The 24,669-nt window shown below is 62.5% G+C and carries 13 protein-coding genes and 1 pseudogene; 5 read left to right on the forward strand and 9 right to left on the reverse strand.

From position 1 onward, the window contains the following. Positions 1-61: 61 nt before the first annotated feature. From EO139_RS13125 to EO139_RS13135, 3 genes are all read right to left on the reverse strand, one after another. Positions 62-2,074, reverse strand: coding sequence for a M13 family metallopeptidase (locus EO139_RS13125; RefSeq protein ID WP_126943693.1), 2,013 nt, complete (start codon positions 2,072-2,074; stop codon positions 62-64). A 173-nt stretch (positions 2,075-2,247) separates the two neighbouring features. Continuing rightward, a complete protein-coding gene (locus EO139_RS13130; protein ID WP_126970991.1) occupies positions 2,248-4,347 on the reverse strand; it encodes a M13 family metallopeptidase in 2,100 nt (699 codons plus the stop codon). Positions 4,348-4,725: 378 nt separating this feature from the next. After that, positions 4,726-6,828, reverse strand: a complete 2,103-nt coding sequence (locus tag EO139_RS13135) for a M13-type metalloendopeptidase (protein WP_164739866.1) — start codon at positions 6,826-6,828, stop codon at positions 4,726-4,728. Between the two features lie 352 nt (positions 6,829-7,180). Between EO139_RS13135 and EO139_RS13140 the strand changes: the two genes are divergently transcribed. Then, complete coding sequence (locus EO139_RS13140) at positions 7,181-8,776, forward strand: NAD(P)/FAD-dependent oxidoreductase (RefSeq protein ID WP_126970993.1); 1,596 nt, start codon at positions 7,181-7,183, stop codon at positions 8,774-8,776. Positions 8,777-10,251: 1,475 nt separating this feature from the next. On the opposite strand, the gene EO139_RS13150 is transcribed toward EO139_RS13140, so the two are convergent. Both EO139_RS13150 and EO139_RS13155 read right to left on the reverse strand, forming a co-directional pair. Further along, complete coding sequence (locus tag EO139_RS13150; protein WP_126970995.1) at positions 10,252-13,311, reverse strand: TonB-dependent receptor; 3,060 nt, start codon at positions 13,309-13,311, stop codon at positions 10,252-10,254. A gap of 379 nt (positions 13,312-13,690) precedes the next feature. Beyond that, on the reverse strand, positions 13,691-16,681 hold the full coding sequence (locus EO139_RS13155; protein ID WP_126970997.1) for a TonB-dependent receptor: 2,991 nt from the start codon (positions 16,679-16,681) through the stop codon (positions 13,691-13,693). A gap of 337 nt (positions 16,682-17,018) precedes the next feature. Here EO139_RS13155 and apbC point away from each other — a divergent pair, with 337 nt between their 5' ends. After that, positions 17,019-17,870: an iron-sulfur cluster carrier protein ApbC gene (apbC, locus tag EO139_RS13160; protein ID WP_104581933.1), complete on the forward strand. Its 852-nt coding sequence runs from the start codon at positions 17,019-17,021 to the stop codon at positions 17,868-17,870. 97 nt (positions 17,871-17,967) lie between these two features. Beyond that, entirely contained in the window at positions 17,968-18,537 is a 570-nt protein-coding gene (dcd, locus tag EO139_RS13170) for a dCTP deaminase (protein ID WP_010366727.1), read from the forward strand. Between the two features lie 22 nt (positions 18,538-18,559). Here dcd and EO139_RS13175 read toward each other — a convergent pair whose 3' ends face one another. The 4 genes from EO139_RS13175 to EO139_RS13190 all read right to left on the reverse strand — a co-directional run bounded on the left by EO139_RS13175 (position 18,560) and on the right by EO139_RS13190 (position 20,291). Next, a complete protein-coding gene (locus EO139_RS13175; protein ID WP_115677557.1) occupies positions 18,560-18,745 on the reverse strand; it encodes a DUF5668 domain-containing protein in 186 nt (61 codons plus the stop codon). Positions 18,746-18,999: 254 nt separating this feature from the next. Continuing rightward, complete coding sequence (locus EO139_RS13180; RefSeq protein WP_006452352.1) at positions 19,000-19,167, reverse strand: DUF5668 domain-containing protein; 168 nt, start codon at positions 19,165-19,167, stop codon at positions 19,000-19,002. Between the two features lie 27 nt (positions 19,168-19,194). Next, a complete protein-coding gene (locus tag EO139_RS13185) occupies positions 19,195-19,632 on the reverse strand; it encodes an HIT family protein (protein ID WP_119128514.1) in 438 nt (145 codons plus the stop codon). After that, complete coding sequence (locus EO139_RS13190; RefSeq protein ID WP_104648033.1) at positions 19,629-20,291, reverse strand: dienelactone hydrolase family protein; 663 nt, start codon at positions 20,289-20,291, stop codon at positions 19,629-19,631. The genes EO139_RS13185 and EO139_RS13190 overlap by 4 nt, the downstream gene beginning before the upstream one ends. Positions 20,292-20,641: 350 nt before the next feature. On the opposite strand from EO139_RS13190, the pseudogene EO139_RS13195 reads away from it, so the two are divergent. Both EO139_RS13195 and EO139_RS13200 read left to right on the forward strand, forming a co-directional pair. Next, positions 20,642-21,348 (forward strand): annotated as a pseudogene (locus tag EO139_RS13195) (IS5 family transposase); the annotation flags it as partial. Positions 21,349-21,973: 625 nt separating this feature from the next. Further along, entirely contained in the window at positions 21,974-24,631 is a 2,658-nt protein-coding gene (locus EO139_RS13200; RefSeq protein ID WP_228960158.1) for a pre-peptidase C-terminal domain-containing protein, read from the forward strand. Positions 24,632-24,669: the final 38 nt, after the last annotated feature.

Genomic DNA, 24,669 nt, shown 5'->3' on the forward strand with positions numbered 1-24,669 from the left:
CGCGCTCTTTTTCATTGCCTGCCACCGTGTGTTGATGGCCAGTGACGTCCTGGCGCCTGAATCAGCGCCAGATCTTCAACTGCTCGGCATCCACGCGCTGCATCGGCTGGCCGGCCTTGCAGCTGAAGGCGGCACCGAATTCCGGCAGGTTGGACAGCGGGCCGTTGGTGCGCCACTGGCCCGGTGCACGGATGTCGGCGCTGGCGCGCTGTACCGCTTCGTTTGGCGACAGCTGCTGGGCCCACAAGCCGGCCCAGGCGGTGAAGAAGGCCTGCTTGTCGGCCTCGGTGGCGGCGGGCTGTGCCTTGCTGAAGGCCTGCCAGGCCAGTTCGATACCGGCCAGATCCGCCAGGTTTTCTTCGGCGGTCTGCGCGCCGTTGACCTTGACGTTGGGCACGCCCGGATACGGGTAGGCGCCAAACTGCTCGGCCACCTTGCCGGTCAGCAGGGTCCAGCTGGTCTTTTCGGCCGGCGTCCACCAACTGCGCAATTCGCCCTTGGCATCCACCAGCGAACCCTTGGCGTCGATGGCACGGGTGATTTCGTGGGCGACCAGCGCGCCGTAGGCGCCGTACTGCGCGGCCGGCGTGCTGCCGGCGGTGAGCACCGGCGGCTGCAGCACGGCGGCAGTGATGATCAGGCGGTTCTGCGCGATGTCGTAGGCCACTGCCGGCTGCTGCGGCAGCACATCCCAACGACGGTCGGCGTTGCCCTTGCCGATGCGCTTCATCTCCTCGCGGTGGCGCCAGGTCGAGGCGATCAGCATGTTGCCGCCGAAGCTGCCGCGGCCCATCGGCTGCACGGTGTAATCCAGATCGCGACGCGGCGCGCCGACTTCGATCTTCATCGCCGACAGCTTGGCCTTGGCTTCGGCCACTACCTCACCGTTGCCCCAGCCGGTGCGCTCCAGCGCGGCCAGCTGCGCGTCGCGCATCTGGTCGGCGATGGCTTCGGCCTGGCGGCGCGTGTCGCTGCTCAGATAGCGCGCCACGTATTCGCGGCCGAGCATCGGGCCGGCGGCGATGTTGATCGCGTCCAGCACCTGCTGCCAGCGCTGCGGCGGCAGGGCATCGCCACGCAGCAGACGGCCGCGGAACTGGTATTCGGCATCGTGGAAGCTCTTGGACAGGTACGGCGCCATCGCATCGCCCACGCGCCAGCGCAGATAGGCCTTCCACTGTTCCGGCTTGATGCTGACGATCATGCTGTCGAGCTGCTTGAACATGGCCGGGTCGGCCATCGACACCAGGTCGTCCTTGACGCCCTGCGCTTCCAGGAAGTCGGCCAGGCGCAGGTTCTTGTACTGCTTGGTCAGCTCCTTGGTGGCGATCGGGGCGTAGTTGTTGAACGGGTTGTTGATGCCCTGCACCGACTGTGCGCTGCGTGCCAGCGCGGTCTCGATCTGCAGCACCGAGGCGGCATCGGCGTCGAGCTTGTCGGCGGCGGTGCCGGTGAGCGCCAGGATCTGCTTGACGTAGGCGCGGTAGCGGCCCATCAGCGCCTGGGTGTCGGCATCGGTACGGGTGTAGAAGGCCGGGTCGGGCAGGCCCATGCCGCCCTGCATGAAGTAGCCGATGTGGCGGTCGAGCGCCTTCAGGTCCACGTCCGGGCCGAAGTTGAAGCCGACCGGGATGCCGACCTGGTGCAGTGCGGCGATGGAAGCGGGCACATCCTTGGCCTTCTTGATCGCATCGATGCGCGACAGCAACGGGGCGATCGGATTGGAGCCGTCTTTTTCCACGGCGGCCTCATCCAGGCCGCTGGCCCAGAAGTCGCCGAGCAGTTTCTGCACGTTGCCCTGCGGTGCCTTCATCGACGCATCCAGCAAGTCGCGTTGCTGCTGCAGCGCGCGCTCGGACAACTGGCCCAGTGCGGTGACGGCACCCGCCTGCGGCATCGGGTTGGCCTTCAGCCAGCCGGCGTTGGCGTAATCGTAGAAGTTGGTGCAGGCCGCCGAGACGGCCGGGGCCTTGGGGGCAGCCTTCTTCTTGCGAGCGGCGTCGGCGTCGGGGGCGGACAGCAGCGTGATCAGGCTGAAGCCAAGAGCGAGGGCAAGCGGACGAATGGTGGGCATCGAGAAGACGGGTGGCCAGATTGAAGTCGGCGGAGTTTAGCAAGGCTGCGTGCTGCGCAGGCATGTGCCCGCTGCCGTTCGTCTCCGCTGCTGGGCGTTTGCGTGAACGCGACAGGCCCGCGTGTGCGGGCCTGTGCGGTCGGTGGTGGGTAGGTGGAAGCGCTTGCAGCCGGTTACCAGATCACCACGCGGTCCTTGTCCGGGCGCACCATCGCATCGCCGGGCTTGCAGGCGAAGGCGTGGGCGAACTGCGGCATGTTGGACGGCGAGGCGTTCGCGCGCAGGTTGTCGGGGGCATGCAGGTTGCTTGCCAGATCGACCAGTTGCTGCTTCTCACGCATTTGCCCGCGCCAGCTGAGCGCAAACCCCAGGAAAAAGCGTTGATCCGGGGTGTAGCCATCGATGGCGGCCGCCCGCTCGGGATGCGCCCGCAATGCCGCCTGTAGCGCGTCGTAGGCGACATTGGTGCCGCCCAGATCGGCGATGTTTTCGCCAAGGGTGAGCTTGCCATTGACGTGCAGGTCGGGGTGGTCGGGCAGTGGAGCGTAGGCATCGAACTGTCGAACCAGGGCATCGGCCCGCTGCTCGAATACCTTGCGATCCTGTGGCGTCCACCAGTTCACGTTGTTGCCCGCACCATCGAACTGGCTGCCCTGGTCGTCGAAGCCGTGCATGGCTTCATGCCCGATCGTTGCACCGATACCGCCATAGTTGAGGGCATCGTCGGCCTTGGGGTCGAAGAACGGTGGCTGCAGGATGCCTGCCGGGAAGTTGATGGAGTTGGCGCTGGGGTCGTAGTAGGCGTTGACGGTCTGCGGGGTCATCGCCCAACGGGTGCGGTCGGTCGGCTTGCCGATCTGGGCGATGTCGTAGCGATAGTTGAATGTGGCCGCCGTCTGCAGATTGCGGTGGTACGCGCCGGGAACGATCTCCAGCCCGGACCAGTCGCGCCAGGTATCGGGATAGCCGATCTTCGGCTGGAAGGTTTGCCACTTGGCCAGGGCCTTGGCCTTGGTCTGCGCGCTCATCCAGTCGACGTGTTCGATACGCACCTTGAGCGCAGCGCGAATGTTGTCCACCAGCTCGCTGGCGCGCTGCTTGGCTTCGGGGGTGAACATCCTGGCCACATACAGCTGGCCCAGGCCTTCGCCCATGCTGGTATTGACCCTGCGCAGCACGCGCTTCCAGCGGGGTTCCTGTTCCGGTTGCCCGTGCAGCGTCTTGCCGTAGAACGCAAAGTTGTTGTCGGCGAAGGGCTTGCTGAGGTCGCCGGATGCATCGTCGATGGTATGGAAGCGCAGGTAGGCCTGCCACTGCGCGATCGGAGCGCTGGCGAGCTGGCGGTCGAACTCTGCGAAGAAGCGCGGATGCGACAGCGAGAAGCCGGACCCTGCGTCCACGCCCTGGGCGGCGAAGAAGCGCGTCCAGGAGAAGTGTGGCGTCAGTTTGTCCGCTTCGGCCAGGCTGACGAAGTGATACTGATTCTGCGGTTGACGTGCCTCGACCCGGCTCAACGTAGCAGCCGCCAGGCGCGTTTCCAGCGCAAGCACGTCGTTGGCTTGCGCACGCGCTGGGTCTTTGGCAATGCCGGTGAGTTCGAGCGACTTGGCGATGTAGTCCAGATACGCCGCACGGATGGGCGCGTACTCGGCGGCGCTGTAGTACTCCTTGGTCGGCAAACCCAGGCCGCCCTCGGTGGCGAAGGCGATCTGCATGTCCGCCGTGTGGAAATCGGCGCCGGCGCCGAAGTAGAAGACTTGCGCGTCGCCCTCTGCGTAGCGGCCGGTGATGTAATCGGCGACCTGCCTGCCGGAGGTCAGCGCGGCGATGGCTTCCAGTTGCCGACGGATCGGTTGGTCACCCGCAGCCTCGATCGCGGCCTCGTCCATGCCCGACGCATACAGCATGCCGATCTTGCGGGCCACCGGATCGGCCTGTGCGCCTGCTTGCTTGGCTGCGGCTTCAGCGATGTCACGCTGCACGAGTTCGCTTTGTTCAGTCAGGATGTCGCTGACGCCCCAACTGGTGCGATCTGCCGGTATCGGGTTGGCCTTGCGCCATTTTTCGTTGACGAAGTTGTCCAGGTCCTGGCATGCGCTTGTTGTCGGATCCAGTTCGCCGATGTCCAGCGCCGACTTGGATGGGGCGAGGGTCGCCGCAGGCGCCAGCGCGTCCGGCGTCTTCGTGGCGCTGCCGTCGTCGGATGCGCGCTTGCAGCCGGCCAGTGCGATCAGCAGGCTGAGGGCGAGTGTGGAGGTCTTGATGGCTGACATGGCGGAAATGGGCAGGAAGGAGCGCCGAGGATAGGCGGGCGCTGCCGTGCCGGCACGCAGGCTTGAGCTTTATTGAGACTTGTTTTGAAGGCGACGAGGGGTGGGGCACCGATGCCCGATGGCATGGCCCGAAAAAGGAACAAGGGTGCGCCGCGGCAGGCCGCCTGAGGGCGTAAATGGCAGGGGGAGACGCAAAAAGACGCGGCTGCGTAAGTTGCGCCACCTGCAGCAAGCCGCGTCCGATGCGCGATGCACGTCTTGAATCTGCCACCTGCAGGCGTAGCGCGCGATCTTGGCGGCATCACATTCCACTGCCGCAAAACAAAAGGGGCGACGATCTCTCGATCGCCGCCCCCGTTGTTTGCAGCTACCGTGCAATTACCAGATCACCACCTGCTTGTCGCCCTGGCGCACCATCGGATCGCCGGCCTTGCACGAGAACGCGGCGGCAAACGCCGGCATGTTCGACGGGGCGCCGATGGCGCGGAAGTTGGCCGGTGCATGCGGATCGGTCTTCAGGCGCACCACCAGTTCTTCCGGGGTGAAGTTGCGGCGCCACACCGTGGCCCAGTTGAGGAAGAAGCGCTGGTCACGGGTGATGCCGTCGGTCTTGGGATCGTCCTTGCCGGCGGTGGCGGTCTTCATCGCGTCGTAGGCGGTGTTGAGGCCGCCCAGGTCGGCGATGTTTTCGCCCAGGGTCAGGTCGCCCTTGACCTTGTCGCCGGCCGGGGTGCGATAGCCGTCGAACTGCGCGACCAGCTTGCCGGTGCGCGCCTTGAACGCGTCCAGGTCCTTCTGCGTCCACCAGCCCGGATCGGCGATGAAGTTGCCGTCGGCACCGAAGCGGCTGCCCTGGTCGTCGTAGCCGTGGGTCATCTCATGCCCGATCACCGCACCGATGCCGCCGTAGTTCATTTCCTCCGGCGCATTCGGGTCGAAGAACGGCGGCTGCAGGATCGCGGCCGGGAACACGATCTCGTTCTGCAGCGGGTTGTAGTAGGCGTTGACCGTCTGCGGGCTCATGCCCCATTCGGTCTTGTCCACCGGCTTGCCGATCTTGGACAGGTTCCACTTGTAGTTGTACTCGGACGCGGCCATCACGTTGCCCAGGTAGCTGTCGCGGCTGGTGGTCAAGCCGTTCCACTCGCGCCACTTTTCCGGGTAGCCGATCTTGGGCGTGAAGCTCTCCCACTTGGCGATCGCCTTGGTCTTGGTCTCCGGGCTCATCCAGTCCAGCTTTTCGATGCGGGCCTTCAGCGCAGTGCGCAGATTGGTCACCAGGGTTTCCATCTTGGCCTTGGAATCGGCCGGGAAGGCGACCTTGACGTACATCTGGCCCAGCGCTTCGCCGGTCTGGCTGTTGATGGTGGCCAGCACGCGCTTCCAGCGCGGCTTGATTTGCTTCTGCCCGCGCAGGGTCTGGTTGTAGAACGCGAAGTTCTCATCGACGAACGGCTGGCTCAGGAACGGCGAGGCGCCATCGACGGTGTGGAAGCGCAGGTAGGCACGCCAGATCGCCGGATCGGTGTCGGCGATCATCTTGCTCACTTCCTGGTGGAAGGCCGGGATCGCCAGCGAGAACATCTCCGGCGTGGGGACGCCCTGCGACTTGAAGAACTCCGTCCACGACCAGTTGGGCGTCAGCTTGTCGGCATCGGCCGGCGAGATCGGGTTGTAGGCCAGTGACGCATCGCGCGACATCTGGGTGCTGGTCTTGGAGACCTTAGCCAGACGGGTTTCGAACGCGACCACCTGCTTGGCCTGCGCGGCGGCATCGGCCGCGGCCACGCCGGACAGTTTCAGCACCTTGGCCACGTGCGCCTGGTAGGCCTCCAGCTTGGCCTTGTTGGCGGCGCTGGTGTAGTACTCCGGGTCCGGCAGACCCAGCCCACCCTGCATGGCATAGGCGATGTTTTGGCTGGACTTCTTGAAATCCGCCTCGGCGCCGAAGCCGAACAGCTCGTTGTTGCCCTTGGCCGCGCTGCTGCGCAGATAGTCGACCAGCTTGGCCTGGTCGCTGATGGCGTCGATCGCGGCCAGTTCCGGCTTCAGCGGCTCGATGCCCTGGGCATTGATCTTGGCCTCGTCCATGCCGGTGGACCACAGGTCGCCGACGATCTTTTCCACGCCGGTGGCGCCGGTGGCGGCCGCGGCCTGTTCGACCAGCTGCTGCTGGATCGCATTGGAGCGCTCGTCGAGCATCTCGAACGCGCCCCAGCTGGTGCGATCGCCCGGCACCGGGTTGGCGGCCAAAAACTTGGCGTTGGCGTAGGCATTCAAATCCGTGCAGGCATTGCCGTTGGGGTCCAGATCGGCGGAGGTGAACTGGTTCACGGCCGGCAGCTTGCTCTGGTCCAGGGTCAGGGTCTTGGGTGCCGTCTGGGTGGTTGCGGCGGTATTGGCCGCGGGCGCGGCCGGCGCGGCGTCTTCGGATTTCTTGCAACCGCTCAAGGCGGCGGCCACGGCCAGGGACAAGGTCAACAAATGAGGTGTACGAATCACAAAGGGCTCCAGGAGCAGATGTGGGACGCCCCGTCGCCGGGGCTGTGGCCGGCACTCTACGCCTCGCCAGCCGGATGGCATGGTGTCGAAGGTCATGGGTGCGGCGTGTGTAGAGGGGCTAGCCCGAGGTTGCCGGATCGGCGACAGTGCTGCGCAGGGGCTGTGCACAGCGGCAGGCGGGCGTTTCGCGTTCCTGATGTGCCGATTCCGCGGCGTATGCCTGGTCGTCTGGCCTGACCGTCGATGTCGCTGGCCAGCGGGCAGACAGAGATCGAAATGGCCACTGCTGCCCGAATGGCCTGGCTGCGCAGGCGGTGCTATATACAAGCGCATGCCTGCCTCCTCCGAACCGTTGGACGCACTGATCATCGGCGCCGGCCACAACGGCCTGGTCTGCGCCGCCTATCTGGCCAAGGCCGGCAAGCGGGTGCTGGTGCTGGAAGCGCGAGACGTGGTTGGCGGCGCGGCTGTCACCGAAGAATTCCACCCGGGGTTTCGCAACTCGGTGGCGGCGTACACGGTGTCGTTGCTGCAGCCCAAGGTCATCGCAGACCTCGCCCTGGAGCAACATGGCCTGCGCGTGGTCGCGCGTCGCCTCAACAACTTCCTGCCGCTGCCCAATGGCGAGTACCTGCTGGCCGGCGCGGGGCGCACGGCTGTGGAAGTCGGCAAGTTCTCCGCACGTGATGCAGCTGCGCTGCCTGCCTACGAAGCGCATCTGGAGCAACTGGCCGATGTCCTGCGTGCGCTGGCATTGCAACCACCGCCGGATGTCAGCGATGGTGGATGGTTGCGCGCGTTGCCGCAGCTATGGCGCGCAGGCAAGCTCGGGGTGCAGCTGCAGGGATTGCCGCTCGCGTTGCGGCAGGAGCTGCTCGACCTGTTCACCATCTCGGCCGCCGAGTATCTGGATCGCTGGTTCGATAGCGCGCCGATCAAGGCACTTTTCGGCTTCGACGGCATCGTCGGCAATTACGCCAGCCCCTACACACCGGGCACGGCCTACGTGTTGTTGCACCATGTATTCGGGCAAAGCAACGGCGTGAAAGGTGCCTGGGGCCACGCCATCGGCGGCATGGGTGCCATCACCCAGGCGATGGCCGCCAGTGCGCGCGCATCTGGTGCGAGCATTCGTACCGGCTGCGCGGTGGAACGTGTGCTGGTGGAGCGGGGGCGTGCGGTCGGTGTGGTGACTGCAAAGGGCGACACGATTCGCGCCTACCATGTGGTCGCCAACGTCAATCCGAAACTGCTGTATCAACGCTTGATGCAGCCAGAAGATGTCCCTGCGGCAACACGTGAACGCATGGCGCATTACCGCTGCGGATCGGGCACGTTCCGCATGAATGTCGCGCTCTCGCGGCTACCGGATTTCACTGCGTTGCCGGGCACGGGCGATCATCTGACCGCCGGCATCATCCTGGCCCCGAGCCTGGACTACATGGATCGCGCCTGGCAGGACGCGCGCATCTCGGGATGGTCGCGCGAACCAGTGGTCGAACTGTTGATTCCCAGCACCCTGGACGACACCCTGGCACCGCCCGGACAACATGTGGCCAGCCTGTTTTGCCAGCACGCAGCACCGCAACTGCCGGATGGCCGGCGCTGGGACGATCATCGCGAAGAGGTCGCCGACCTGATGATCGCCACGGTCGAGCGCTACGCGCCTGGATTCGCCGCCTCGGTGGTGGGCCGGCAGATCCTCAGTCCGCTCGATCTGGAGCGTATCTTCGGATTGATCGGGGGCGATATCTTTCACGGCGCCCTCAGCCTCAACCAACTCTTCAGCGCACGCCCGATGCTGGGGCAGGGCGCCTATCGCGGCGCGATGCCCGGACTCTATCTGTGCGGGTCGGGCACGCATCCCGGCGGCGGGGTGACCGGAGCGCCTGGGCATAATGCGGCGCGGGTGATACTGAGTGGTTGAGGTTTTGCTGGGATGCGTTGATTCCGTCCGCTGCCAGGAAGAGGTGGTTTGAAGCAGACACTCCTTTGGAAAATTAAATAATTTTACTGCTTTATGTTGCAAAATGTGAAATTCATCCTAAATCTAATTTAAGAGATGATAATAATGGCGTGAGCTCGCAGTAATTGAGCGAATTTCACTCACAAGGAGATGTCAGGTGAAGATTACTTCTGCTGCGTTGTTGATTGTCCTTGGATGTGCTGGAGCAGACGTTCATGCTGCCCGCAAGAACTCGATCAATTACGTCTATTTTACTGCCGAGGGCGTGCCTGTTGGTCAGCAGGCGTACTTTTGCAATAATGCCCGATGGGAAGGAGGGGATACCTCTGCGCCATATCGTTTGACGATTAAGGGGGGATGCAGTAGTGAAGTCATTTGTCCGCCGGGTGGAGGATCGTGCAACATTCAGAACGATACATCGGTAACTTATTCGCTGACAAGCAGTGCGCCTTTCACAGAAGAGGAGGCGTGTGATCTGATCCGGCGCTTTCCGTGCGAGACAACTGAGCCCGAACTTCTGTGGGATTTTGGATGGACACCTGTAAGGCGTTAGATAAGGCAACTTCAGGGCCAGCGTTACAAGTTCTTCTACACCGGTACAGCGCCTCCCACTTCGATTATCGTGGTGCCTCCACGTGAGGCTTTTGCTCACGTCCGCAGGTCTAGCTGCCAAAGATCTGCGGATCTCGAAGTCATCGCTCGCCGTCTGCTTCGCTACAGACCGGTATGCCTGTAGTGGTTCGGGAGCGCGGGGTGCGATGTCGGGCTGCACCCGCCGAAGCGACTCTGCTGCTGATCAGTATCTCAAACCTCAAAAGAGGTTTGAACAACTGGACTCTAGAGTAATGTTAAATCTGTCAGAGATGTCGTGACGACATCTCCGTTCCTCTTGCGATCAGAAATCGGGGAAACTCCCGTCATAACGGGCATAAAAAAAGGCCGATCGAGGACTTTAAGCCGATTAGTGAGTCTCACGCCATTGATGTAGTAGGCGTCTCGATGACTTGGAGCCGCCGAAGGATATCGCCGAGCTCGAGTTGTTACTGAACGCGCCACTGCCTGCCCCGTATCTTATGCCAGCAGTGCGATCGCCACGGCCAAGCAGCAGCGCTGCGAGTTGCTTGGAGGTGATTATCGAGCGCGAACGGCGCCATCGGCATCAATCAATTGTTCGCGCACGCCCACTGCCGAGACGAAGCATCTGCCGCGGCACGATTCCCGGCTGGTATCTGTGCGGGTCCGGAACACAATCAGGGATAGGCGGACTCAGCGGTATGCCTGGACATAATGCTGTGCGGGTGATTTTGGTGATTGACCAGCACGCGGGGTGATTGCCATGACTTTTCGGTAATGGATAAAAAAGGCCCTGGGAACCAGGGCCTTTTTCAAGTGGTTTCTGTTCCGGAAGCGCCATGGCGGCGCTCAGGTTCCTGCGATCAGAAGTCGTATGACGCGGTCAGACGGACAAAGCGCGGCGTGTTGTAGTTGTAGGCTTCGGTGCCAATGCCGTAGGTATTGCGAACCGTGTATGGAGCGGTGTTGTACCGGCTCTCAACCCGATTGACAGACCGATCGTTCAAGACATTGAACACCTGTACCCCGAGTGCCAGCTTATGGTCAGCAAAGGACGGCCGGTAGGCAATGCCGAGATCGAGATTCTTGATCCATGGCGTGCGGCCTGCATCGCCAGGAGGCGATGGCTGTCCGCCGCAATAGTGGTAAGCGGAGCCATAGCCGATCGGATTGCCCTCATTGGCACCGAAATACCCCAGGCAGGAGATCGGAGTGCCGGACATGACACGCAGCGTCGCAGAGGCCATCCACTCCGGCGAGATCTGATAGGCACCGAATGCCTTGAGCTGGTGACGGCGATCGTTTGCCAGGCTGCCACCGGCGTAATACATCAGCTCTGCAGCATCCCAGTCCTGAGTCTTGGATACATCGGACTGGCCGATGTCGGACTTTACCTGACCCTCGGTGTTCCCATAGCTGTGCGACCAGGTGTAGTCGATGCGGCCATACCATTTTTCATCGAAGGGATGTTCCAGGAAAAGGTCAACGGCAACGTAATTGCGACGTGCCTTATCGGTGAATCCCCAGTCCGACTGACTCATGCGCAGCTGCGTATAGCCGGAGCCGTCGACGTTGGCGAGATTGTAGGTGTTGGTCTGGCCAGGATTGAACATCACGCAACCAGGAATGCTGACGCTACTAACATCTCCGCCGGAAGCGGTCAGCTTGTCGGACATCTTGCCCGGATCGCAGACATCGTCGATAGCGCTTTGAAGCTTGCGATACGTAACCTTTGCGCCGGAGTTCCAGCTCTCGCCAAGGGTCTTCTCAAAGCCAAGGATGATTTCGTCCTGGTACTGTGATTTCAGGTCGCTTGGGGCGAACGCATTCGGATCTGGTGCCTGCCCATACTCGCCATTGCTCGATACGGGGCCAGGGCCAATTGCTCCCAGGCCGGTGGGCTCGCCGTTGGCGTCGATACCGGTGTAGGTGAAGTATTCATCGGTATAGGTAGACGCGGATGCGCCACGAATCGCCACGCTGTTGGGCAGGGCAAGGTAATAGCGGCCCAGATTTGCGAATACCTTGAGCGACGAATCACCGAAGACGTCCCAGCTCGCGCCAATGCGTGGAGCCCATTGATCGCCACTGTCCACATAGGCGACATGATCGCTGTTGAAATTGGTGAACTTGTCATTGCGGATACCCAGCGTCAGCAGCCAGTTGTCGCTAACTTGCCACCGGTCTTCCAGATAATAGGCCTTCTGCTCGACCGCCATGCTTGTCGTTGTCGTGAAAATACGGCGCTGCGCGTAGTAGCCCTGTCCTCCGGGTGCGCCGACACCCAATTCCGGGTTGATGCCGGCGGCAGGATTGTCCTGCCGGCCGTAAATCCACTGGTAGCCCGGGCCGGTGGTTCGTACTCCCTCGTCATATGCGTTGAAATACATATTGTCGACGCCGGCAGTCAGGTCGTGATCGCCCAGCCGGTAGTTAAGTTCAAGACGCAGGCTTCTGGTCTTGTTGATCGGATCTTCGGCCTTGGCGCGATTGGTCGCCTGGTCATTGCGGATGGGCGTCGTGCCGATAATTGCCGGGTCCTGATCCGCAACGCCATCCAGGAACGGGAGTTCCGAAATGTACGGGTTGTATTGACGATTGTGCTGGGTGCTACGTCCCCACGTCGCATTTAGTGTCAAGTCGTCCGTGAGATATCCGGTGTACTTGAAGATGTCGTAGGCATCGTTGGTCTTGTAGGTGTCCGGGAACACCCCAGTCGCGGCGCCGGTGGAGAGGTCTGTATAGTTAAAAGCGGAGTAGTAACCGCCGCGTCGATCGGTGTTCTGGACGCGGGTGTACTCTAAAATATTGCTATCGTTGATGTTCCAGTCCAGCTTTCCGTAAAACTTGGGAGAGCTGTAGCCGTAGTTGTTTTGTCCCTGAATGGAGCTGGTTCTGGCATTGGTAAAGACGCCATCGGTCTTGTCGGTTTCGCCGGCGACAAAAATGAACAGCTTGTCTTCAATCAACGGGCCGCCCGCATAGGCGCTATAGACAGTACGTGTCTGAGTGCTGTCCTTGCCGCTGCGGTAGAGAGTGCCCGGCTGCGTGCGGTTGGTGTACCCATAGCCGGCGGGCAAGGTGTTGTTGGGAAACCAGACATCGCCTGTCGAGCTGGCGAGGGATTCCGGTTCCCAGATGGCCTGTGCGCCAAAATGCCACTCATTGGTGCCGCGCTTGCCGAGCTGGTTGATCACGCCACCAGTGGAGCGACCATATTTGGCGCTGTAGCCACCCGTATAGGTTTCCTGCTGGTCGATGGCGCCGTAGGGCAAGCTGACGCCGCCCAGATTGCTCAGCGGATTGCTGACGTTGAAGCCGTTGATGTAGTACGCGTTTTCGGTAACCCCCGAGCCTCCGAAGGACACGACGGAGCGCGAACCATTATTGAAAGCGCCACTGCCGGCCACCGCACCCGGCGCCAACAACGCAATCGCTTCGGCACTACGGCCCAGCGGCAGGGTTGCCAGCTGTTCGGACGTGATTACCGAACGCGAGCTGGTGGAGCTCACGTCGATCTTCGGTGCATTGGCGGCGGTGACGGTGATTGCCCCTAGCGTGGTTGCATCGGCATTTCCGCCAGAGGCAGCTGCGCCAGCAAACGAGACCTCAGTGCCTGATCCGACGCGCAACTGCACGTTCTTGCGGGTGTCGACGACCTGATCGCCACGCTTCAAGGTCACGGTGTAAGCGCCGACCGGCAACGAGCCGAGGTTGTAACGGCCATTGGCGTCGATGGTGATCGTGCGGCTGAGGCCGGTGTCGCTCTGCACGACGATGGTGCTACCGGCTTCCGAGGGAGCGCTACCGTAGATGCTGCCGGTCGTGCTCTGTGCGTAGACCGCACCGTTGGCGAGACAGGCGCCGAGCACAACTGCCAGAGCAGTGCGCTTGAGGGCGTGGCGACGAAATTGATTGCTCATTCCTAACCTTTCAGCTGGGTATCGGGAGAAGTGGCGGTCATCGGAGAGTCAGATGGCCTTAACCCGAACGTAATGAATCTGTGGGCTCGGTCGCAAGCGCTTTGAATGATTCGTTAATGAAAAGGGTGAGATCCGCACCGAATATGCGGATCTGCGCACAATTCACCTAGCATGCGAATGAGGACACACGTCACCTGCACGAGTATTCATTTTTGTCAGTGCGTGCGATGCGGCATGACATCGAATCAATCAACCGAATGCGGCATTCGGGCTGTGCCCCTCAATAGAGTGTCGCGCCTGGTTGAATGGGTTCAGCTGAAACATGACGCAAAAAAAGACCCCGCCGGACGGGGTCTTTTCGATGCGGGGTCAACAGGCCTCAAAACCGGACTGTCGTGCCCAGATAGAAGAACCGTCCGACGTTGTCGTACAGCGCAGAGGTGAAGTCCGAGCCAAAGTAGTTACGCGGCGGATCCTTGTCGAAGGCGTTGTCGATGCCGAGGTAGACGTCGATCTTCGAGCCGGGGAACTGATAGCCGAACTGGAAGTTGTGATAGGTGTACGAGCCGTTCCTGATCGGGCTGGCCGAGCCCGGATTGCTGTTGTAGCTTTCCGGTGTCACGCGCAGGTTGCCGTCCACGTAGTTCATGTCCCACGAAGCGCGCCATTCATTCCAGTTGTACTTGGTCTGGAACTGCGCGCGCCAGCGCGGGTCGGTCACGTAGGTCACGTACTCGTCGTACTCGGCCGGAAAGTCCTGGAACACCCATTCGCGCGACTGGATCAGGCGCGTACCGACCAGGCGCAGCACGGTGTTGCCTTCGCCGAGCTGGAAGCGGTAGTCCATTTCCAGATCCACGCCCACACGCCGCGAGCGCGACAGGTTTTCATTGAGCGCCTGCCAGCCGATGATGCTGTGCTCGGGATAGATGCGGCCCTGCGGGTCGGTGAATCCACCCAGCGGGGCGCGCTGCACGAAGCCGCAGAAGCTGTTGTCGATGCCACCTGGATTGTCCACGCAACGCGTGGCATTGGTCTCTGCGGTCACGGTGCCGATCGCGTCCTGCAGGTCGATGCGCCAGTAGTCGATCGACATGCCGAAGCCTTCGAAGAACTCCGGTTGCCACACCAGGCCATAGGACAGGCTGCGCGCGCGCTCCGGCTTCAGCTCCGGGTTGCCGCCGCTGACGCCGGGGCGGGTGGAGGTGAAGGTGTCGATCCAGCCCACCGGCACGCCCAGCGCGCTGCAGTTGGCCTGGCGCAATGCCACGTCGCCCGCGGTGCCCGGGCGGTTGGTGTTGGTCGGCAGGTAGTTGCAGGGATCGTTGATGGTCGCGAAGTTCTCGCTCTGCGAGTCGTACAGCTCGCCGATGCTGGGCGCGCGCACTGCCTGTGCCAGCGTGCCGCGCAGACGCAGCGAGGGGATGATGGTCCAGTCCAGGCCCACGTTCCAGGTCTTGGTCGAGCCAATGCTGTCGTAGTCCGAATAGCGGCCTGCCACGTCCAGTGCCAACCGGTCCACGCCCGGCAGGCCGGCGAGCAATGGAATGGTGCTCTCGACGAAGACTTCCTTGACGGTGTACTCGCCACCGCTATTGGGGATGGCGTTGAGGAAGGTCACGCCCGAGGCTGCGAGCGGATCGGTGATCTCCTCGCTCTGCTCCTTGCGGTACTCCACGCCACCGGCAAACCCGATATCGCCGGCCGGCAGCGACAGCAGGTTGCTGTTGGCCACCGATGCGCTGAACACGGTCTGCTGGATCTTGGCCTGCGAGCGCGCGGTGGTGTTGAACCACGCCGCTGCTTCCGGGGTCACCGCGCCGTTGCCGAACACACTGAACGGCACGCAGCCTTCGCGCGCCAGGGCCGAATAGACACGGTTGGTGTGGGGGTTGATCGCGCCCGGATCCAGCGTGGTGCGGCAGACGATGTTGCCGCTAGCATCGCGTGCGGCGTCGATACCGGCTTGCCAGCGCTCATTGATGCGGTTGTTGAGGTTCAGGCGGTCGACCGTGGTCTTGCCGTAGTTGGCAGACACGTCGTAGCTCCAGTTGTCGGTGAAATTGCCTTCGGCGCCGAGCACTGCGCGGTAGGTCTTGCGCTCGATGTTCTCGCCGCGACGGCCGGCATCGACGTTGAAGCGGTTCATCAGGATCTGGGTGGCACCGCGCGCATCCATCAGCGCACCGAGTTCGGGGCTGACATACGGATTCTGACGACGCACGCGCAGCGAACTGTCGAAGGCCGGCTGGCCGAAGAATTCCGAATCGGTCTCGCTGTACTTGCCCTCGAAGAACAGGCGATGGTTCGCGCTGATCTCGAAGTTGATCATGGTGTTGACGCTCTTGCGATCGAAGCCGGGCTGCAGGTCGGCAACCGCATTCAGATCGACGAAATCGCAATCCACGCACGAGGTATTGCTGACCACCGGGCCGTTGTAGCGATTGCGGCGGAAGCTGCCGTCCTGTTTGAACAGGTAGCGGTTGCCATAGCTGGCCGGGTTGCGGAAATCGAATGTGCCCAGGTTGAAGGTGCCGCCGTAGGACGTGGAATGATTGCCGCCCGGGCCGCTGAGCACATTCTGCGGATTACGTTCGCTCGGCGGTTGGCTCGGGTCGAACGCGGGGTTCGGAACCGACACCAGATATTCGCGGCCGATGGCGCGGTTGCCGCGACCGAAGCGGTCCTGCTTGCTGTATTCGCCGGACACCGCGATGTTGCCGCGGCCATCCGCAAAGTCGGTGCCTGCCGAGAAGCTGGCGAAGGAGCGATTGTAGTTGCCCTCGTCGGCCAGGCCGGTCTGCGCACGCGTCTCGAAACCGGTGAAGTTCTTCTTGAGGATGAAGTTGACCACGCCGGCCACCGCATCGGCGCCATACACGGCCGAGGCGCCACCGGTGATGACTTCCACGCGTTCGACCCATTCCACCGGAATGGTGTTGACGTCTACCGCGGTCGAGCCCGGGCTCGAACCAACATGGCGGCGGCCGTTGACCAGGACCAGCGTGCGGTCCACGCCCATGCCGCGCAGGTCGAGCAGGCCCAGCCCGGCGGTGCCGATGAAGCGGGTGGAGTTGCCCAGCGTGTAGCTCGGTGCCAGCGCGGGCATGCGCGCCATCAGGTCGCTGATGGTGGTCGCGCCGGTTGCGCGGATTTCCTCGGCGCTGATCGCAGTGACCGGCGAGGGCGTGACAAAGCCGGTACGCGCGATGCGCGAGCCGGTGACGGTGACCTTGTCCAAATCGGTGGTGCCGGGCGCGACTCCGCTTTCCGACTGCGCGGCGGCGTGGCCGGCAGAGGCGGCCAGCACGGCAAACAACGCGGTGCTCAAACGATGACGCTGGGTGTGTTGCGGAAGACGACTCGACATGACCTTGCGGATTCCTCGCTGGGATTTGGCGAAACAGTCGCGCTCGCTGAGCGCTGGCTGAACTGAAATTCGAACGTAACAATTCCTTAATCATGTGTCCACATTTGTGAAATTTGTCATTGGTCGACACGTGCATGAGTCTGCGGCGCGCCTGGCTGCTGACGGCTTGCAACGCGTCTGCCTATGGCCAGACTGGGTAAACTGACGACCTTTCCAGCGCTGCGGCTGGCGATGCAGCCATCGCTGCGGCGCCAGCACGAGCAATCAGGCAGACAATGACGACGATGGTGCAACGCGCTTCAAGCAAGGCGATCGATCTCTCCCGGAGCGCATGCGCATGACCGGCGAACGCAGAATCCCCGCGCATGCGGTGCAGGGCGCGTTGGCGCCGCATCCGCGGATCCGCAATGTGATCGCGGTCGGCTCCGGCAAGGGTGGGGTGGGCAAATCCACCACGGCGGTGAATCTGGCACTGGCCCTGCGTCAGCAGGGCGCACGCGTGGGCGTGCTGGACGCGGATATCTATGGGCCGAGCGTGCCGGCGATGCTGGGCCTGAGCGGGCGGCCGGACAGCCCGGACAACAAGTCGATCGAGCCGTTGCGCGCGTTCGGCATCGAGGCGATGTCGATCGGCTTGCTGGTCGACCAGGACACGCCGATGATCTGGCGCGGGCCGATGGCGACCTCGGCGCTGACCCAGTTGTTCAACGACACACTGTGGGACGACCTGGATTACCTGCTGATCGACCTGCCGCCGGGCACCGGCGACATCCAGCTGACCTTGTCGCAGAAGATCCCGGTGGCCGGTGCGGTGATCGTCACCACGCCGCAGGACATCGCCACGCTGGACGCGCGCAAGGCCTTGAAGATGTTCGAAAAGGTCGAGGTGCCGGTGCTTGGCATCGTCGAGAACATGGCGGTGCATACCTGCTCCAGCTGTGGTCACCGCGAGCACCTGTTCGGCGAAGGCGGTGGCGAGCGCATGGCCGCGCAGTACGGTGTGCCCTTGCTCGGGTCGTTGCCATTGGCGATTGCGATCCGCGAGCAGGGCGATGCCGGCCAGCCGATCGTGGTGGCCGCGCCGGAGTCGGCGGCAGCGCGGGCCTATCTGGCTGCCGCCGCGCGGCTTTCCGAGGAGCTGGGCAAGCGTCCGCGCGCCAGCATCCCGATTTCGGCGTCGTTGCTGTAGTGCGCAGGCCGGCCGCTGGTGCCGGCCGCTTGCTAGAATTCGCTGCCTTTCGCGCGGGCCGCTCGGCCTGCCGCCTTCCGTCTTCAAGGAACACCGCATGAGCATCAAGAGCGACCGCTGGATCAAGCGCATGGCCGAACAGCACGCGATGATCGAGCCGTTCGAGCCCGGGCAGATCAAGCACGATGCCGCCGGCCAGCGCATCGTCAGCTTCGGCACATCCAGCTACGGGTACGACGTGCGCTGCTCGCGCGAGTTCAAGATCTTCACCAACATCAACTCGACGATCGTCGACCCCAAGCACTTCGATCCGGGCAGCTTTGTCGATATCGAATCGGATGTGTGCATCATCCCGCCCAACAGCTTCGCGCTGGCACGCACGGTGGAATACTTCCGCATCCCGCGCGACACCCTGGTGGTGTGCCTGGGCAAGAGCACCTATGCGCGCTGCGGGATCATCGTCAACGTGACCCCGCTGGAGCCGGAGTGGGAAGGCCACGTCACGCTGGAATTCAGCAACACCACGCCACTGCCGGCGCGCATCTACGCCAACGAAGGCGTGGCGCAGATGCTGTTCTTCCAGTCCGACGAAGTGTGCGAGACCTCGTACAAGGACCGCGGCGGCAAGTATCAGGGCCAGACCGGCGTGACCCTGCCGCGCACCTGATGCAGTGGTGCGGCCGCGACCTTCAACAGGTGGCGGCCGCCCGCTCGCGGTAGCGCAGCAGGTGGCGCACGCCCGCGGCGATCAGCAACGCCGGCCACCAGGTCGACACCAGGTTGCCCACATCGAGACGGGCCAGCCCGAGGTTGTCCAGCAGAAACAGCGTGCCCAGCGTGATCAGGAACAGGGCAGGGATCAGGCGGTAGTGCATGGTGGCGTCCTCGGTAGGTAGGAGGCCATGCTGCGCGCAATGCGCCTGCCGATCAGGTGCCGGAAGTCAACACGTGCGAATGACAAACGTCATGTCGGCAACGGCGACTGCCAGTCAGGGCACCAGTTGGCGAATTGGCCGCCAGCCCGCACCGCCGCGCAATCAGGGCTAATCGCTTGCAAGACAGCAAGGCAAACCGGGGAATCATCAGCGCCTGAAGCCTGCTCTCACGATTCCCCAATCCCGATTCCCGACTACTTGCCGCGCCCAAACAACATCCCCACACCGCAGGCAACCAACGCCGCCGGCCACCAGGTGGCGATCAGCCGGCCAAGACTGACATTGGTCCAGCCCAGGTTGTTGGCCAGGAACAGCAGGCCGACGAGGATCAGGATCAGTGCGGCGACGACATTGGATTTCATGCGGGAAGGTGGTTGTGAGGCGGGCGCCTATCGTAGCCGCTGCGCCCATGCAGCGACACGCTGCTGCAGCGTATCGGGGTCGAAGCGCTGCGCGCTGCCGCTGCCCCAGACCGGGCCGGGCCAGGCCGCATCGCCCGGATGCCGGCCGACCAGGTGCACATGCAACTGCTGCACGATGTTGCCCAGCGCGCCGATATTGAGCTTGGCGACGCCGGGCTCGACCCGCAGCAACTGCGAGAGCTGATTGATCTCGGCCAGCAACAGGCGCTGCTGGCCGCCGTCCAGATCGATCCACTCGCTGGCATCGGCCACCCGCGGCACCAGCAGCAGCCATGGGAAGCGGCTGTCGTCCATCAGCCGCACCTGCGACAGCGGTCCGTCGGCGACGAACACGCTGTCGGCGGCCAGCCGCGCATCGAGCTGGAAGCCGCTCGCCTCGGACATGCCTGCTGCAACCTCGCTCATCCCAGATGCGCTTCGAAGAAGCCCAGGGTGCGCTGCAGCGCGCGCTCGGCGCTGTCGGCGTCGTAGTGGTTCGGGTCGATGCTGCGGTTGAAGGCGTGGCCGGTGGGATACACGAAGGTCTCCATCTGCGGCAGCTTCTCGCGGTGGGCCTGGATCGCCTCGGGCGGAATGCTGCTGTCCTGCTCACCGAAGTGGAACATCACCGGTGCGGTCGGGGTTTCGTCCAGCAGCTGGGTATTGCGGCCGCCGTAATAGCTCACCGAGGGCAGCCCCAGGCGGATCGCCGACAGCAGCGCCACCGAGCCGCCCCAGCAATAGCCCACGGTGCCGACCTTGCCGGCGCGGCTGAGCAGGGTGGCAGCGGATTTGACCACCTCCACCGCGCGCTCCAGGCCGACCGCATTGGCTAGTGCCAGGCCGCGCTGCAGGCTCTCCTGGTCGTAGGGTAGTTGTACGTCCTTCTCTTCCAGGTCGAAGAAGGCCGGCGCCAGCACTTCGTAGCCGCGCGCGGCGTAGTCGTCGGCCACCGCGCGGATATGTTCGTTGACGCCGAAGATTTCCTGGATCACCACCAGGCCGCCGCGCGGGCTGGAGGTCGGGGTGGCGTGCCAGGCGGCGACCTGGCCGTCGGGGGTGTCGAGCGTGGTCCAGTGACCCATGGGAACTCCTGCTGCGGTAAGGGGGAAGGCGCGCATTATCGACCGGATCGGCGGCGCTGCAGGTGAGGGACTCGCTAAGATGAGATTGCTTGCCCGGCGCGCGGTTCAGAGCGCTCCCCGCGCGCCGCTATAATTGCTCCACTCAGGCCCCAGGCCGCTCCGTTCCCAGGCTCCTGCTCCATGTCCCAGCTGAACCCCAAAGTCGGCTTCGTCAGCCTTGGCTGCTCAAAAGCAAGTCTATTTATGTTGTGAGGCGGGATGGCAACGCCCGCATGGACGAGGGCCATATGATCTTGGTGTTAGGGGGGGGGGAGGCAAGATGCAGTGGCCCTGGAGGAATGCCGCGCCGGCGGCGCTTTGCCCAGCTCGGCGGCTTGGACAACGTGCCGGACGAGGCCACGATTTTGAACTTTCGGCGCCTGCTGGAGACCCATGGCCTTTCCGCGCGGATGCTGGAAGCCATTAACGCGCATCTGGCGCGCGAGGGCCAGAGCCTGCGGTCGGGCACGATCGTCGATGCGACGCTCATCGCTGCACCCAGTTCGACCAAGAACGCCGACCATGCGCGCGACCCTGAGATGCATCAGACCAAGAAAGGCAATCAGTGGTATTTCGGGAGAAGGCGCACATTTGCGTGGATGAATTTTCCGGGTCGGTGCACCACGTGCGTTGCACGGCCGCCAACGTCGCCGGCGTCGCGGTGACGCACACGTTGCTGCATGGCAAAGAAGACAGCGTGTTCGGCGACAGCGGCTACACCGGTGCGGACAAGCGCGAAGAACTGCAAGCCTGCAAGGCTGCATTCTTCATCGCTGCCAGGCCCTCGACGATGCAAGCCATTGGCAACAAACGCGAGCGTGCTCGGGAACAGCGTTGGGAACACTTCAAGCCAAGCGTGCGCGCGAAGGTGGAGCATCCATTCCGGGTGATCAAGCGGCAATTCGGTTACACCCAGGTCCGCTATCGCGGCCTGGCCAAGAACACGGCACAAGTGCTGACCTTGTTTGCGCTGTCAAACCTGTGGATGAAGCGAAAGCAGTTAGTGACTGCTATGGGAGCGTGCGCCTGTAACCCTGGGAATTACCACGGAAAAACGCCAGAAATGGCGAAAATCCAAACGCGACTCTCCGGAACGACGCGATATCCCGCACTCTCAGGCCTCGTTGTTCAGACCTTCCCTAGAGCGGGTGATGAACCTTAAGAATGGACGCCGCATCGTTGCGCATGAGGGCGGTGAAGACGGCGAAGGCCCGGGCCACCAGGTGTTGACGGCAGGCGCCTGCTATGCAGAGCGTTCTTACTGTGTCGCATCTGCGACAGCGACGACTTTCGGGCCATGGCGCCTTTTCCCGCGAGGGTCGAAGAAGATCCGCCGCCTTGCGGCGTTAGGCCCGCTATCGGTCACGCATGCCGATGCCGCCACTTAATTTAGGAATTTGATGGCTCAGAATAATCTGACACCTCTAGGCGCGCTTTTCCGATGGGGTCAGAAAAATCCTAGGAGCACACTCCCATGAGGGGGCGTTAGATCCAGCAGAGCTTGGAAGCATATCTCGGCTGGACTTCGCGGTTTAAAAAAGCTTTCAAGGCTATTCAATAGCGATCCCGGAGTAACGATCGTCGTAGAAGCGCGGACGCCTTCCAGGATTTTATCAAAGATTATTCAAAGGGAATTTTATAGTATGAGATGTATCTCGTATCAAAAGGCGCTTCTCCTCTCCGTCGCTGTTGGCGCACTGTTGGCTGCGCCAACTACCCTTGCTTTCAGCGTTCCACAACATCTGCAAATTACAATGGAATCGGCCGGCACTATTCAGGCCTTGATTTATGGAAAAAGCCAGGTGATGAGCTTGGCAGCCATCGAGCAGATTCAGGAAGGGAATGAAACAACCGATGATATTCTCAAGCGGAATGCTGCACTGTTCCATCCGGAGTGGCACTTCACCAACGAGCAATTCGCAGCAGCCTCCGCTTCGATCCTTCGTGACAAGGCCGAGATCATCGCAAACTTGCCGAAGGCCGGCAGCAATCTGCCTGGCGACCCAGCGTTAGCAAGAAAGCGCCTCGGGCGTGCGCTGCATACCATCCAAGATTTTTATTCCCATGGTAATTATGTAGAACAGGGTAATACCGCCATTAAAGCAGAACTTGGGGTGTCGGTTCTGCCCAATCCAAATGCCACCGCAGATCAGTGCCTGGATCCGAACACGCTGATGAATGGCACGGGATCGAGCGTCACCACGGCCTACTTCGTCGGGGAACTCACGGACTTCCTGCCGGGCTTTCCAGGTGCACGAGGTTGCAGGACTGACCTCATGCCCAAGAACAAGTGCTTCCACGGCAACTACACGCCTACCTGCCAGGGCATCAACAAGGATCTCGATGCCGTCGGCGCGGCTGAGGAAGGGGTTAGCATGAACCCCAACCACCCCGAAGCGCGCCGCTTGGCGGTGGAAGCAAGCAAAGCCTTCCTGAAGAATCTGGTGGCCGATCTCGCCGGTAACGACCGCGCGCTTGCAGCTCTGTTTGACGTGAAAGGCTCGCTGGGCTTCTTGATCGATACCACCACCAGCATGAGCCCGAGCATTGCTGGCGTCACCTCCACGGTCGAAAAGATCATCGCCGATGTCCAGCAGGACGCCGATCTCGCGCCTGATAGCTATGTTCTGACGACGTTTGGCGACCCCTACGTTGACGCCCCCGTGTTCACCAGCGATCCCCAGGAGCTTCTCGGCGCGCTGCGGTCCATCTCGCTGCATGGTGGCGGAACGGATTGCCCCGAACTGACCAACACCGGCCTGCTCGCCGCCTTGAACGCATCGTCGCCGATGTCGCAGTTGTACGTGTTCACCGATGCCACCTCCAAGGATCAGCAGAAGCAGAGCGAAGCGATCGCGGTCGCTCGCGCTAAGGGTATCAAGGTGACCTACGCGTTGACCGGAAGCTGCTCCCCCATAGATCCGTCATACATCCGAGTCGCCAATGAAACGGGTGGCCAGGTTTTCCGGTTGACGCCCTCGCAGATGCCACGCACCGCCCCGTTGATCGTGTCGCGCCTGGGAAGCGGCTTGCAGTCGATTGCCATCAAAACCGGAGTGGCGGCCACCAGCAGCCCAGGTACGGAGATCGCAGTTGATTCGGGCATGCGTGTCCTGTCGATCAGCGTGACCACACCTGCCAATAACTCAGGCGCGTCATACGCGGTCCAGATCCGCAAGCCCAACGGTGCGTTGCTGCAGGCAACCGATGTTGGCGCTTCCATCAACGCCATCGAATCGGGCACGATCGCAGTCCAGCAAGCGCCCGAGCCAGGAATTTGGCGGGTTCATGTCTCCGGCTCAGGGCCATATGAGCTGGCGGCTTCCGGTAAAAGCAAGGTGGAGCTTCTGAAGTTTGGATTTGTCCAGGGCAGCGGAGATATCCACGGCGGCTACAGTCCTATAGCGGGCCAACCGCGTGCGGGGGAAAGTACCCTGGCAGAGGCCAAGCTCGTAGGTGCTACCAGTGGCGTTACCTGGAACCTGATCAACGAGTCCGGTAGCGATCTCGGAGCGGTCTCGCTCACCAGCAATTTTGTGCATGATGGGGACCGGTCTGCGGTCATGGGGCTGATCTCCCCGCCCAATGTTCCTTTCCGGCTGGTCGCAACGGGCCTGGACAGCACGGGAACGCGGTTCACCCGCGTCCACCCCACGCTGTTCAAAGGACAGTCCATCGAGCTGGAAACCGTAGAGGTCCTTTCGCAGGATGCGGTGAGGGGCGAGGTCACCAAGGTCCCGTTCAGGATCAAGAACCATGGGGCAGCCGCTACGTTTGCCCTCTCTTCCAGTGCAACCGGCAACGTCACCGCTGCGTCCAGCGTGAGCGAGATTGCGGTCGCTGCGGGAGGCGAGGCGACCTTCGACGTTGCCGCGCAGGTTCCTGCTGCCGCCCCAGAGGGCACCAGCGTGGAGGTGACCGTTTCGGCCACCAGCAAGGCCGACACAAAGATATCCAATACGGCTTCTGCAACCTTGGACGTGGTGGAGAGCATTCCGCTGCTGACTGACGACCAGAGGGTCTCCTTGGCCGGCGTAGGAGGCGAATCTAAGCTGTACCGGATGATCGTGCCCGCTGGCGCCAAAGTGCTTAGCTTCATCACCTACGGTGGCACTGGCGATGTCTCTGTCTACGCCAGCCAGTCCACGCGGCCAACGCCAACGGACTACCAGCATAAGTCGACGCGGGCAGGCAATTCCGAAACGGTCCGGTTTATGGCGCCTGCCCCTGGGACATACTATGTTCTTGTCACGGGCGCCAAAGCGTTCTCAACCACCCTGATGGCGACATGGGCCAACTGAGCGACATAGGTGCCGACTGGAGCCGGATATGGCTCCAG

It is taken from the genome of Xanthomonas sp. BRIP62411 (assembly GCF_003993525.1).
Lineage (GTDB): Bacteria > Pseudomonadota > Gammaproteobacteria > Xanthomonadales > Xanthomonadaceae > Xanthomonas > Xanthomonas euroxanthea.